The sequence below is a fragment of the Perlabentimonas gracilis genome (assembly GCF_011174675.1).
Lineage (GTDB): Bacteria > Bacteroidota > Bacteroidia > Bacteroidales > Tenuifilaceae > Perlabentimonas > Perlabentimonas gracilis.
On sequence record NZ_JAANIG010000019.1, the window covers coordinates 19,466 to 32,591 of the forward strand.

Annotated in this window: 13 protein-coding genes; 9 read left to right on the forward strand and 4 right to left on the reverse strand. The window is 45.0% G+C overall.

All coding sequences use genetic code 11. From position 1 onward, the window contains the following. The first annotated feature begins 13 nt into the window (after positions 1-13). On the forward strand, positions 14-856 hold the full coding sequence (locus G8O23_RS09680) for a restriction endonuclease (RefSeq protein ID WP_166364223.1): 843 nt from the start codon (positions 14-16) through the stop codon (positions 854-856). 20 nt (positions 857-876) lie between these two features. Here G8O23_RS09680 and G8O23_RS09685 read toward each other — a convergent pair whose 3' ends face one another. Then, positions 877-1,857, reverse strand: coding sequence for a lipoate--protein ligase (locus G8O23_RS09685; RefSeq protein ID WP_166364225.1), 981 nt, complete (start codon positions 1,855-1,857; stop codon positions 877-879). 178 nt (positions 1,858-2,035) lie between these two features. Between G8O23_RS09685 and G8O23_RS09690 the strand changes: the two genes are divergently transcribed. Next, positions 2,036-2,983, forward strand: a complete 948-nt coding sequence (locus tag G8O23_RS09690; RefSeq protein WP_166364227.1) for an NAD(P)-dependent oxidoreductase — start codon at positions 2,036-2,038, stop codon at positions 2,981-2,983. A 19-nt stretch (positions 2,984-3,002) separates the two neighbouring features. Here the strand turns inward: G8O23_RS09690 and G8O23_RS09695 are convergent, their stop codons facing one another. Together G8O23_RS09695 and G8O23_RS09700 are read right to left on the reverse strand one after the other, a co-directional pair. Beyond that, the gene (locus G8O23_RS09695; RefSeq protein WP_166364229.1) at positions 3,003-3,449 is read right to left on the reverse strand and encodes an EscU/YscU/HrcU family type III secretion system export apparatus switch protein; all 447 of its coding nucleotides are present in this window, start codon (positions 3,447-3,449) and stop codon (positions 3,003-3,005) included. Between the two features lie 55 nt (positions 3,450-3,504). Next, complete coding sequence (locus G8O23_RS09700; protein WP_166364231.1) at positions 3,505-4,464, reverse strand: calcium/sodium antiporter; 960 nt, start codon at positions 4,462-4,464, stop codon at positions 3,505-3,507. Between the two features lie 233 nt (positions 4,465-4,697). Between G8O23_RS09700 and G8O23_RS09705 the strand changes: the two genes are divergently transcribed. The 4 genes from G8O23_RS09705 to G8O23_RS09720 are packed head-to-tail and all read left to right on the forward strand — an operon-like array spanning position 4,698 to position 8,340. Further along, positions 4,698-6,551, forward strand: coding sequence for an Ig-like domain-containing protein (locus G8O23_RS09705; protein ID WP_166364233.1), 1,854 nt, complete (start codon positions 4,698-4,700; stop codon positions 6,549-6,551). Then, positions 6,481-6,771 (forward strand): thiamine-binding protein, encoded by a 291-nt coding sequence (locus G8O23_RS09710; protein ID WP_219932483.1) that lies wholly within the window; start codon positions 6,481-6,483, stop codon positions 6,769-6,771. The genes G8O23_RS09705 and G8O23_RS09710 overlap by 71 nt, the downstream gene beginning before the upstream one ends. Before the next feature lie 21 nt (positions 6,772-6,792). Then, positions 6,793-7,503 carry a porin family protein gene (locus G8O23_RS09715; protein ID WP_166364237.1) on the forward strand — a complete coding sequence of 237 codons (711 nt, stop codon included), beginning with the start codon at positions 6,793-6,795 and terminating at the stop codon, positions 7,501-7,503. Positions 7,504-7,509: 6 nt separating this feature from the next. Continuing rightward, the gene (locus G8O23_RS09720; RefSeq protein ID WP_166364239.1) at positions 7,510-8,340 is read left to right on the forward strand and encodes a septal ring lytic transglycosylase RlpA family protein; all 831 of its coding nucleotides are present in this window, start codon (positions 7,510-7,512) and stop codon (positions 8,338-8,340) included. A gap of 3 nt (positions 8,341-8,343) precedes the next feature. Here the strand turns inward: G8O23_RS09720 and G8O23_RS09725 are convergent, their stop codons facing one another. Further along, the gene (locus G8O23_RS09725) at positions 8,344-9,558 is read right to left on the reverse strand and encodes an L-serine ammonia-lyase (RefSeq protein WP_166364241.1); all 1,215 of its coding nucleotides are present in this window, start codon (positions 9,556-9,558) and stop codon (positions 8,344-8,346) included. 171 nt (positions 9,559-9,729) lie between these two features. Between G8O23_RS09725 and G8O23_RS09730 the strand changes: the two genes are divergently transcribed. The 3 genes from G8O23_RS09730 (at position 9,730) to G8O23_RS09740 (ending at position 13,124) form a co-directional block, all read left to right on the forward strand. Further along, positions 9,730-12,138: an ABC transporter permease gene (locus tag G8O23_RS09730; protein WP_166364243.1), complete on the forward strand. Its 2,409-nt coding sequence runs from the start codon at positions 9,730-9,732 to the stop codon at positions 12,136-12,138. A 24-nt stretch (positions 12,139-12,162) separates the two neighbouring features. Further along, positions 12,163-12,636: an alanyl-tRNA editing protein gene (locus tag G8O23_RS09735; RefSeq protein WP_166364245.1), complete on the forward strand. Its 474-nt coding sequence runs from the start codon at positions 12,163-12,165 to the stop codon at positions 12,634-12,636. Positions 12,637-12,743: 107 nt separating this feature from the next. Further along, positions 12,744-13,124 (forward strand): YraN family protein, encoded by a 381-nt coding sequence (locus G8O23_RS09740; protein WP_166364247.1) that lies wholly within the window; start codon positions 12,744-12,746, stop codon positions 13,122-13,124. Positions 13,125-13,126 lie beyond the last annotated feature (2 nt).

A 13,126-nucleotide genomic window follows, 5' to 3' on the forward strand; every position in this document is an offset into this window, starting at 1 on the left:
TACACCGATTGATATGAGCAACACCATACAAATCACTAAAGCCACTGGCGAGAAGGAGTCGTTTCAGAGTGAAAAACTTACCGAGTCGCTAAAGCGTGCTGGTGCCAACGAGAAGCTAATTGCCGATATAGTTGCCGAGGTGGAGAATTGGCTCACCGAGGGCGTTAGCACCAAGAAGATTTACGCCAAGGCATTCACCCTACTGCGCAAAAAGCGCCGTAGCTTTGCCGCGCGTTACAGTTTGAAAAATGCCTTAATGGATTTGGGGCCAACAGGGTACCCGTTTGAACACTTCGTTGGACAAATCTTTGCCATTCAGGGTTTCGACACTAAGGTTGGACAGCTGGTGCAGGGTCAGTGCGTACAGCACGAGGTGGATGTGGTGGCGTCGCAAAATCATACTCAGTACCTTGTGGAGTGCAAGTTCTACAACACACAGGATAAGCACGCCAATGTGCAGGTTCCGCTATACATTCGCTCACGGGTAAACGACATTGAGGCCAAGCGCAAGCAGCTGCCCGAGTTCAATGGCTACACATTTTATGGTTGGATTGTTACCAACACCCGATTCACCACCGACGCTATGGATTTTGGGAAATGCTCGGGGCTACATCTGGTAAGCTGGGACTACCCCAAAGGACATAGCCTTAAGGATATGATTGATAAGTACCGCATGTTCCCCATTACCACCCTTACGGAGCTCAACAAGAGGGAGAAGCAGCAATTAATGGATAAGGGCGTTGTGCTTTGCCGCCAGGTGGTTAGCAACCCTAAGGTTTTGGAGGATATTGGAATCAAGAAACCAAAAATTACCAAGGTCCTGGATGAGGCAAATGATTTGTGTACTGAAAAATGATGCTTTATTGATACAGATTTTTAGAACATCCCCCCTACAAACTCCTCAACCTTAATGTTTTTGAAGTAGCTGTTGAAATCGAACTGCGATAGGGTTTGCATAATGGCTGCGTGCTCGTGCTTAATGCCCACTAAAGATTTTTGCACCTCATCGATATCATGCTTGTGGAAAAAGTCGCCAAAAATGCGGATATCCTTAATAACACCTTTAGATACGTTGATATGAAACTCAACGTTTCCACCCTCGGTGCGGATTAGCTTTTCGAAATCGTACTTTGGCGAGTCGCCAAAATTCCATTCCCACTGCGAGAACTTCTCATCGCGCAGCTTCTCAATACCTGCAATATCCTCGGGGCTGTACTCGTACTCCTTCGAGTCGGGGTACATTTGCATGATGTGCTTCATAATCCTGTCGCGAAACTCCAGCACATCCATCTTTTCAGTCAGGTGCTCGCTGATATTGGTAACCCGCGATCTCACCGATTTTACGGCTTTATCCTGAAACTTAAGCGGGTTTACCTTTAGCGCAGCCGACAGATCGGTCATTACGGCGGAGAAAAGCAGCGTTCCGTGGTGTAGCACCCTGTTCCTCCAGATGCTCTCGGCATTGCCCGAGAATTTTTTCCCATCTATGGTAAGGTCGTTACGCCCCTCAAACTTGGCATTTATGCCCATACTCAGCAAAACGTCGAGGATAGGCTGGGTAAACTTGCGAAAATCGCCTTGTGCGCCTTCGCCAGCGTTTTTCACAAAGGTGAAATTTAGGTTGCCTAAGTCGTGGAAAACGGCCCCACCTCCCGAGATTCGCCTAACAACCTTTATGTTGTTCTCTTTAACGTAATCGACATTGATCTCGGCAAGGGTATTCTGGTGCTTCCCAACAATTATCGATGGCTCATTACGCCAAAGCATGAAGCAATCGTCTTTTAAATACTTAAGCGCGTACTCGTCGGCTGCAATGTTGAAGTATGGATCGGTGTGGGAATCTTTAATGCAAAGCATAGCTATTGGGGTTTATTCTGATTTTTAACTCTAACTAAAACAAGCAATAGGTTTAAAGGTTGACAAAAATACAAATGTTTACCAACATTGACTGGCAAAAGGCTTTCGATAAGCTATTCGGGTGCGCTTTCGGCTATAAATGCTAATTTTGTGGATCCGAAAAAAAAATCAACATACAATGATAAAAATAGTTTTTGCAGAGCCCATAGGCCTTGCCGAAGATGACAAGGCGGCCTTTACCTCCCAAATGGAGCAGCAGGGAAACTCCGTAACATTCTACAACGATGTTCCACGGGATAACGATGAGCTAATCCAACGAATAGCCGATGCTCAAGTGCTTGTGGTTAGCAACCTGCCTGTTCCCGAAACAGCCATAAATGCTGCCCAAAACCTAAAGTACATATCGGTGGCATTTACTGGTATTGATCATATTGCGCAGGATGCCTGCAAAAAGCGCGGAATAACCATATCGAATGCTGCTGGATATAGCACGCAAGCCGTTGCCGAGCTAACCATTGGTATGACAATCGATCTATACAGAAAGATTACCCCCGCCGATGCGGTTACACGTAGCTTGGGTGGCCGCAATGGATTTCTTGGGCGGGAACTAGCTGGCAAAACCTTTGGTATTCTGGGTGCTGGAGCCATAGGGCAACGAGTTGCCCAGCTGGCAAACGCCTTTGGATGCAACGTGGTGGCTTGGTCGAGAACTCGAAAAAACATCGCTAACGCAAAGTTTTTAGAGTTTGATGAGGTAATTCGTACCGCCGACATTCTATCGCTACATCTTCCGCTAACCCCGCAGACCGAGAATTTAGTTGGTATGCGTGAATTTGAGATGATGAAACCCGATGCCATCATAATCAACACGGCAAGAGCAAAGGTGGTAAACACCGAGGCGCTTGTTGATGCACTGTACCAGAAATTAATTGCAGGTGCTGCCATAGATATTTACGAATACGAACCGCCGCTAAAGCCTGAGCATCCCTTGCTAACTGCAACCAATACGCTTCTACTGCCACATATTGGGTTTGCAACCCATGAGGCCATAGCGCTGCGCTCGCAAATTGTGATGGATAACGTTAGGCTATGGCTAGAGGGAAACCCACAGAATGTGATAGCCTAAGGCCAGGTAAACCACCCCTTTATTCCTTATTCTGCCTTATGCCAATGTAAAGCATCCTAAGCATAACAAGCATAAGGGCTGGAAAGATAACCGTTTGCAGCAGACGAAAGAAGAGGTAGTCGATTACGTCGATATGAATAAGTAAGGCCAGCACAACAATAATAAGCATATCAAAAAGCATAACCACCATATTGGATGAGCGGGTGCGAAAGATTTGCGGCAATGGGCTGTCCTCCAAATTACCCAGCATTGGCATCAGTGAGTATAGGCAAAAGGTGAAAAGGAGTGGCGACACCACCCCGAATACCACCAGCATATACATCGATGGCCATACACTAAAGCTAAAAAGAGTTCCGCCCGTAAGGGTTAGCATTATGTTAAACCCGAACCGCCCAGGGGTTCCAACCAGGTTGTCGACCCAGTGTATGGCAATATTCGATTCCTTATTCGGCTCTCTATTTGGCATCTAACAAATTATCAAAATACATCTTGCTTTAGCTGATATCTTACACAAGTCAACCCTAAACGCTTATCATCAGGTAAACAAGGTACGCTAAGTAGATTATGACGAATATGCTGCCCTCTATCCTCGAAATTTTTTGCCCTTTGCCAAAAAGCGCAAAGGCAAACAGCAGAATGCTAGCCAAACCAGCCACCATAATATCGATGTTTGCAGCTGGATAGAAAGGTAGCGGACGTATTACGCTCGATATACCCAGTACCATAAAGATGTTGAAAATATTTGACCCCAACACGTTACCTATGGCAATATCGGCATTGCCCTTGTAGGCCGCCACCACCGAGGTTACCAGCTCGGGCAACGAGGTGCCCACAGCCACCACGGTAAGTCCTATTATGGCATCGGAAACGCCCAGCGAACGGGCAATTTCAGTGGCAGAATCAACTATGAGCTTTCCACCAAAGTAGAGGCCCAAGATTCCCCCTGCTATCATCAGCAATGAAATGTAGTTCTTACGCTCCTTCACCTGTGTGACGGGGGCGTACTTATCGGACTTTGCAGAATAGTACGTGTAGTAAAGGAAAAGGCCAAGGAAGGTAACCAGTATTAATCCATCTACACGCGACAGGATTGAGGCCTCGGCTCCATCAATCAGCATATCGTTGGCCAAAAAGAAAAGTACTACAGCCGCCAGCAGGCTATAAGGTATCTCAATTCTTATGGTTGAACTCAACACCCTTATGGGCCTAATTATGGCCGTAATACCCACCACAACAAATATATTGATGGTGTTACTACCTATCACATTGCCTATGGCCAAACCGCTATTCCCACTGAACGATGCGATAATATTCACCACCATCTCGGGCATAGATGTACCAAAGGCCACCACGGTAAGGCCAATGATGAACGCCGAAACTCCAAGCTTAGCCGCCACCGACGATGCCCCCTCAACCAGCTTATCGGCACCATAAATAAGTAGAACCAGCCCTAATATCAGCAGAAAAATTTCAAGTACCATACTCTATGTTTTGATTGCTCCCCTCAACATTTATAAACCATCGAAATGTATTACCACAGCATACTAACAGGCAGAAATGAATATGCAAAGATTGCAAAATATTTCCTGCTTCCAAAGGGTGCTCGTCGGCTCAATGGCATCGTATTAACATTATTTACGGTTAATAACACTCACAGCCATAAAGGTCTGCCCAAAGATTTGTAAATTTGCTTCGGAAATTTAAACCATCAACATTGAAGCGACTAGTTTACCTCATTCCTTTGGCTTTCATCCTTAGCCTTCTGTTCCCCCAGTGTGCAATACAGGTGGCCCCAACGGGTGGCCCCAAAGATACCATCCCACCCGTACTGCTGCGAAGCGTACCACCAATGTACGCCACCAATGTTACGCGCGATAAGATAATCCTAACCTTTGATGAGTACATTAAGCTTGAAAAGATTAGCGAAAAGCTGGTGCTGTCGCCACCTCAGGAGCAGCTGCCTTCGTTCAGAATTAGGGGAAAAGGCATTGAGATAACCTTTGAGGAGGCGCTGGACGACAGCACAACCTACACCCTATACTTTGCCGATGCCATTGTGGATAACAACGAGGGCAATAAGCTCGAGAACTTTGAGTTTGCCTTCTCCACTGGCCCCATAATCGACTCGCTGCGTTTTGCTGGAAAAGTTCTGGATGCCTACACGCTTAAACCTCGCGAGGGAGTGTTCGTAATGCTTTACACCAGCCTTGAGGACTCAATCCCAATTAAAGAGCGCCCACGCTACGTAACCAAAACCAATAAAGAGGGGCAATTCTTCCTCAGCAACCTAAAGTGTGGGAACTACAAGATATTTGCGCTAGCCGATGGCAACTCGAACTACAAGTTCGATCAAGTGTCGGAGGAGATCGCTTTTCTCGATTACCCCATCGACACCTCGATGCTAAGAAGGCCATCGGAGATGATGCTAAACACCGAAAGTTCCGTTACTCTGCACCTTTTTGAAGAGGAAAATAGGGTGCTAAGCCTTACCGATTATAGCCGACCCCAGAGACGCAGACTCAAAATGGGTTTCTCACGACCTATTGTTGGAGACATTGAGATGAGTCCAGCTAATGTTGAGGTTGACACATTGGAGCCTTGGTTTGTAAAGGGTAGTAGCGTGGCTGGCGATTCCATTGACTTTTGGATAACGAACAACGAGCTAAGCATTGTTGATACTTTGGTGGTACTTGCCTCGTATCAAAAAACCGACTCGCTTATGAATTTGGTTCAAACCCATGATACGCTTAGGATGTTCTACCAGGATCGCCCTCAAGCCGCTCGCCGACCCAGACGAGGGGAAGAAGAAACAAAGGAGGAGCAGAAACCCGTGGTAAAAAAGTTATCCGTTAGCACATCTGTAGGTAGAGGCGCAAGCCTTACCCCCACCGAAAAAATTCGATTAACGTTTGGTATGCCCCTACAAAAGGTTGATACCACTCAAATCTCGCTATTCAACCAAAGCGATAGCATAATGATTCCTATGCTTGGGTTTAAAGCCGACACCCTTGACCCTCGGCTTTATTACATCAATCATCAATGGGAAAATAATAAAAGCTATGAATTAAGCTTACTACCTAATGCATTTACAAACCTCGATGGTGCTACAAACGACACCCTAACCTACAACTTTAAAGGGGCAAACCCCGAGCAATTTGGAGTAATTAAGGCAAGCCTAACTGGGGTTTCTCCCAATGTTATTGTTGAACTCTTGACGGATAAGGAGAGTGTAGTAACGCAAAAAATAGTGGATACCGATGGCGAGGTAGTTTTTAGCTATGTGAAACCTGGGAAATACTTTATCCGATTTATTCTTGATGCCAACAAGAATGGAAAATGGGATACAGGTTGGTACTTGAAAAACCGCCAGCCCGAAACAGTATTCATATACGAAGACCAAAGTGCAAATAATGAGATACAGGTAAGAGCCAACTGGGAGTACGAGCTAAACTTTAACCTAAAAAAAGATAACGATGTCAGTAGTGATGAATTTCGCGATGTTCCCAACCAGGAAGAACACGAGCATCAGCCCCTACGTATCCCGAATAGTGAAGAGCGTTCGCTCTAAAGGGTACCAAAATCAGCTTACCGCCATGGGCACAATTGTTGAAACAAGCACATTAAGAGAAGCCCTAGAGGTTGTTGAGGATGCCTACAAGGAGTTGGAAAACGACTGCGATAGGGTTTATGTTACCCTAAACCTCGACATACGAAAAGGCGAACTTGGTAGAATTGAGTCGAAGGTTCAATCGGTTGAACAAAAAATAATATTAGCAGACGATAAGTAAACCAATACGCATACCCCTTTCATGAAGAGGATTTTAACACTATTTGTAACGCTACTAATTAGCCTATACTCTTTACAAGGCTACAGCCAACTTTTGCTTGGGGTTAGGGGTGGACAAAGCATCTCTGGAATCACTTTTACCCCCGAGCAGGACACACGACCCCTTACCAACCCTTTGATAGACGTGGGGCTAATACTTAAACACTTTGCTCACGAGCACGTTGGCTTTCAGGGTGAACTAAATTATACGCAACGAGGTTACCTCTCGTTTGTTGATTCAACATACTACTACAAAAGGGTAAACTCCTTTGTTGAAATTCCACTCTTTTTTCAGGTTCGAACTACTAGGAACAGTTTTTTTGCCCACGTTAACATTGGGTTCTCCGCATCGTTTTTAACCCACTCTAAAGCAGGGAAAAACACTACCATAAGCCAAATTGAACTTTCGAACTACAAACTTAACGTATTGCGCGACAACTACTTTAACTACGGGTTGAAGGGAGGCGTTGGATTAGGCTACGACTTTAGCTGGGGCACCATACAGCTTGATGTAAGGTATTTGTATGGCTTGGGCGATTTGTACTACTACAACTACTCCGGAAACCCAACACGATCGCCAGCCTGGGCTTTAAACGGTTCGGTAAGCTTTATGTTTAATCTTTCCAATGCTAAAAAAGAAAGAGCTATTTTTGAAGATAATAGAGATATTAGTCCCAATATTAACCAAATATAGGTAGCCATGCGAAACTTCTTCTTACTCCTCACCATTTCCTCTCTACTGTCAACATCCCTCAGGGCACAAACAGGATACGTTCAGGAGGGAAAAGCATCCTTCTACGCCGACAAGTTTGAAGGGAGAACCACAGCATCGGGCGAGAGGTACAGCCACTCGCGCAGCACCTGCGCTCACCTCACCCTTCCGTTTGGCACCCTTGTAAGGGTAACTAATTTAGAAAATAGCCAAACAGTAGTTGTAAGGGTGAACGATAGGGGTCCGTTTGTGGCCAACCGAATTATTGACCTTAGCCGATCGGCTGCCGAAAAGTTAGGGTTTGTTGATAAAGGCCTTGCCAATGTTCGAATTGAGGTGATTGATGAGGACGGCAAGGTAGTGGCAACGGCTCAGCAGTCAAGCAAAGCTCAAACAACACCCACACCCCAAAAACCAATTGAGACTGGTACACCAGCCAATAAGCAAGACCAAACAGCGAAACAACCCGAAAGGGTAGAACCAGTAGCTAAGCCTAGCACCCCCACCCCCAAAGCAGTGCTCAATTCGCCTATGGTTGATTCCGGCATTGAGCTTTACGAGTTGAAGGTAACCCGTCAGAAACCAAATGGTTTCACCGTGCAAATTGGTAGCTACAAGGAGTTGGTAAACCTGCTCCGAATTGCCGACGACCTTAAATCATCGCTCAAAAAAGATGTTAGGGTTCAGGTAGCAGAAGTAAACGGCGAAAAGATATATCGACTAATGGTGGGTGAGTTTAACTCACGCAGAGAGGCCGATGCATTTAAAAGTAAAGCAGCCCAGCTTTACCCAGACTGCTTTATTGTTGAGCTAAAGTAATAGCTATTTCTTCTCGCTAAAGGGTTCCCAGCTTTTGGCTAGGCCACCCATACCTGTTTCGCGGTAAGCCACCTGAATGTCGCGACCAGTTTCGGCCATAGTGCTAACCGCCTTGTCGAAGGAAATCTTGTGGCCACCATCCGACGATAGTGCATAAACAGCACACGAGTAAGCCTTTGTTGCTGCAATGGCGTTACGCTCTATGCAGGGAATTTGTACATATCCCAATACAGGGTCACAGGTTAGACCGAGGTTGTGCTCCATTCCCATCTCAGCGGCGTACTCTATTTGGTTGGGCGAACCACCCAATATTTGAGCCATAGCAGCCGAGGCCATTGCGCAAGCTGTGCCAATCTCTCCTTGGCACCCAACCTCGGCTCCTGAGATTGAGGCATTGGTTTTGACAAGGTTGGCTATTAAACCTGCCGTTGCCAGCCCTCTTAGTATTTTGGGCTCGGTTAGATGCTCGTCGCGGCTCAGGTAGAATAGTACTGCTGGCAGCACCCCCGACGAGCCGCAGGTTGGTGAGGTAACAATTCTTCCTCCAGAAGCATTCTCCTCCGATACGGCCAGTGCAAAGGCAAAAAGTAGCCCAATGTTTTTAACTGTACCATGCGCATTAAGTGCTTTAGTATAATGCGACGATGCCCTTCGGGCTAGCTTTATGGGGCCAGGTAGCACACCCTCATTATCAATTCCCCGCTGAATAGTCTCCTTCATGGTGAGCCACACATCATGCAGAAAAGGCCAAATCTCTGGCCCCTCATTATCCTCAACAAACTCCCAAAGCGATTTACCTTCGCTCTTACACCACTTAAGTATATCGGCCATCCTGTTATGACTATATATCTTATTGCTGTTAAGCACTCCTGTAGCATCGCGCAAATCGCCTCCACCAATGCTGTATACCTCCCAGCTATCGATAACTACGTCGGTATCCTCCGAAAGGGCCTCGAAAACCATACCGTTGGGATGCAATGGCAACTCCTGCGAGTCATTCCACACAATCTCCAAGTCGTTGGGCATAAACTCCTTTTGCAAAGCATGATCGGTGTGGTGACCTTTACCTGTTAGCGAAAGGCTCCCGTATAAGGTTACTCTAAACTTATGCACACCAGGATGCTTCTGCGCAAAAATTGCGGCTGCTCGAACTGGCCCAATGGTATGACTGCTGGATGGGCCATACCCAATTTTGTAAATCTCTCTAATTGACTGCATGGTTGTGGTTTTTATTGGCCAGCAAAAGTATTAAAAAAAAGTGTACGAATTAAATCATAATCTGTACGAATACGAACACCAAACCAAAACACTAAAATCTTCATTCACATTGACTATCTGCATATTAAATCGGTTGGCATTGCGATTGGATTGGCATAAAAAAAGATAAATATGAGAATACTAAGTAGAATATCATTTGCCTTTAGGTTTGTATTTAAAAGGAAGGGTTATGCCGCAATAAATATTCTGGGGCTGGCCCTAGGCATATCGGCATGTATTTACATTACCCAGTACGTAATGTTTCATCGTTCATTCGACAAGCACATTCCAGAACCAAATCGAACCTATAGGGTAACCTACCAACGTTGGAAAGATAATGGAGACCGGGTTGAGTTCGCTTCGGCGAGTCCTACCATTGGGCCAACAATAGCAAGGCTATTCCCCGAAGTTGAAAAGTTTGGCCGCGCATATAGGGTTGGTGGAGTTTTTGCCTACAACGATTTTGTGTGGGAAGAGGAGAATGCCTTCTGGGGAGAAACTGAGCTTATCAAGATCCTTGGGTTCGAAATTATAAATGGTTCAATCGACTCATGCCTTACCCTGGCCAATCAAACCGTAATATCTGAGAGTATTGCAAATAAATACTTCCCCAATATCGATCCGGTTGGCAAGGCGTTACTACATAATGGGAATGAAAAGTATATTGTTACTGCAGTTTACAAAGATCCTCCTGCTAACTCCCACTTTAAACCCGACCTATTCATCTCCTTAGAAAACTGGATTAGACAGGACCAACAATTTTTTGATCAAGGATGGTTCTACAGTGGGTTTTATACGTACGTTCTGCTTACGGAAAATGCCAACCCCAAAGATGTTGATAAAAAAATAGAGGAGTTCATTTCTGATGAGTACGGCGAGTTCCTTGAACAGTATCAAACGGGAATATCCTTCTGTCTCCAGCCACTTGCCGACATTCACCTTAACTCGCACTACATGCACGAGCTGGAGCTCAATAGCGATAGCAATTCCATTGCGCTTCTTCAGATCATTGCATGGTTCATACTAATTGTCGCTTGGGTAAACTTCTTCAATCTAAGTACTATAAGTTCTCTTAAGAGAGTTAAAGAGATCGGTATTAGGAAAGTGAATGGCGCTACCCAAAGGCAGCTCATTGGGCAGCTGCTTCTAGAGTCTGCCATTTTAAATCTATGCGCTATTCTGGCTGCCATTGTAATATTTGAGCTGGGTTATAATACATTTGCCAACATAGCAGGTCTGCCTCCGCAAACCGACTACTATCAGCATACATGGTTTTATATACTAGTTTGTGTTGCATTTATTGTAGGTACATTCTCCTCTGGAATATACTCTATTACTAGGGTAAAAGACAGCAGCCTATCGGAGAGCCTACGTGGTGCGCTTGTCAATGTAAAAGGAGGCACAATAGTTAAGAAGGGGCTTGTAACTTTTCAATTCGCCATAGCCATAGCCCTTATTGCTGCTACAATGGGAGTATATAGGCAATTCAATCTGTTGCAAGAGATAGACCTTGGTTTTAGGCTCAACGATATGCTGGTAGTTAAAGTGCCTAGAGTTGGCGACAACACCTTACATAGCAAGTTTGATGTGTTTATCAATACGGCATCAACGGTACCATCGGTCAAAGGCGCTACCTACTCTTCAGTTGTTCCAGGTAAGCCCAATACTTTTAACCGTGGAGGAATACATAGGCAGGGCGATGACCCAAATAATGGGAAAAATATGCGCCTTACCGAAATTTTTTCAAACTTCCCAGATACTTATAGCATTAACCTCCTTGCTGGGAAGGGGTTCACTGGCAATCCTACTGAAGACGCCAATAACGTAATGCTAAACGAACAAGGAGCACTATGGCTGGGCTTTGATAATTTTGAAAATGCAATAGGGTCACAAATTGTACTGGAAGGTATTCCCAGAACCCTTGTGGGTATACTTTACAACTTTAAACAGCTCTCACCCAAAGAAGAAATTGAACCTCAAATATTTCGATACCCACAGCGCTTTCAAGGCTACTTCACAGTGCACATTGATAGAGAAAACAGGGAGAAAACCATTAGAAAGATTAAGGATGTCTTTGATTCAATCTTTCCGGGCAATGCGTATGAATATTTCTTTCTCGACGAGTTCTACAACCAGCAATACCAGCACGACAAACGATTCAGTCTGGTATTCGTACTTTTTGCAGGATTGTCAATAGTAGTAACCATAATGGGATTACTTGGACTCTCGGCCTACTCGGCCGAACAGAGAAAGCGCGAAATTGGTATTAGAAAGGTGCTGGGTGCATCACCCTCATCGGTAGTTCGTCTTCTCTTCAGAGAATACTTACTGCTACTTGTAATTGCTAGCGGGGTAGCTATTCCCGTTGTGTATAAATTCCTAAATGAATGGCTCAACAATTTTGCCACAAGGATTGATGTAGAGTGGACTCTGTTCATGCTCCCTCTCGTTGTTGTATTCTCTGTAGCTTTTGTTACTGTATTCGCTCAATCACTTAAGGCTGCTCTAGTAAATCCGGTGGAAAGCGTAAAGCAAGAGTAACCTATTCGTTCGGGTTTTGTATCTTTGAAGCAATACTCTACACTAAAAAAGATGAGCGAAAAGAACTATGACCCCCAAATGCATACAGCCGAACATATCCTGAATCAAACAATGGTTAAGATGTTCGGCTGTTCGCGTTCAAAGAATAGCCATATAGAGCGAAAAAAATCGAAATGCGACTACCAGATACCCTTCGAGCCTACAATCGAACAGATTCAAGAGATTGAAAAATCGGTAAACAATGTAATTGCATTAAACTTACCTGTAACCGATGAAGAGGTAGCTAAAGATGCAGCCTCTGAGTTTCTCGATCTATCGAAGCTACCCAGCGATGCTCCTGAACTCATAAGGGTTGTTAGAGTTGGCCATTTCGATGCCTGCGCATGCATAGGCCCACACGTCGAAAACACTAGCCAGGTGGGCGAATTCTGCATCACATCGCACAGCTACAGCGATGGAACCCTGCGGTTGCGATTCAAGCTTAACAGGCCTAGCTAGCTTTAGGTGAATTAAAATACCTTTCAGCTCAAGTGTATCTTGAGGAACTCCTTGGCTTTTTCAAAAATTCTTTACCTTTGGTAGGGTACAATCACAAATGCTGCTCAATGGTCTCAAGTGGAAATAAATCGAAGCACTACGCCCTGGGCAAACAGGGCGAAGCATATGCACAGGAGTACGTTAGGGCAAACGGGTACAAAATCCTTCACACCAACTGGAGACACGGCCAAAAGGAGCTGGATATAGTTGCGCTAAAAAACAACATCCTAGTTGTGTTCGAGGTGAAAACCCGTACCGACAGCTACTGGGAGGAACCAAAGGATGCTGTAAAGTTTCGAAAGCAAAAGAATATGGTGGAGGCTGCCGATGCTTATGTTCAAAATTACGATTACAACTTTGAGGTTCAATTCGATATCATTAGTTTAGTTTACAATGGCAAAGGGTTTGATCTTGAACATATCCCCGATGCTTTTTACCCACTTGCATAGGA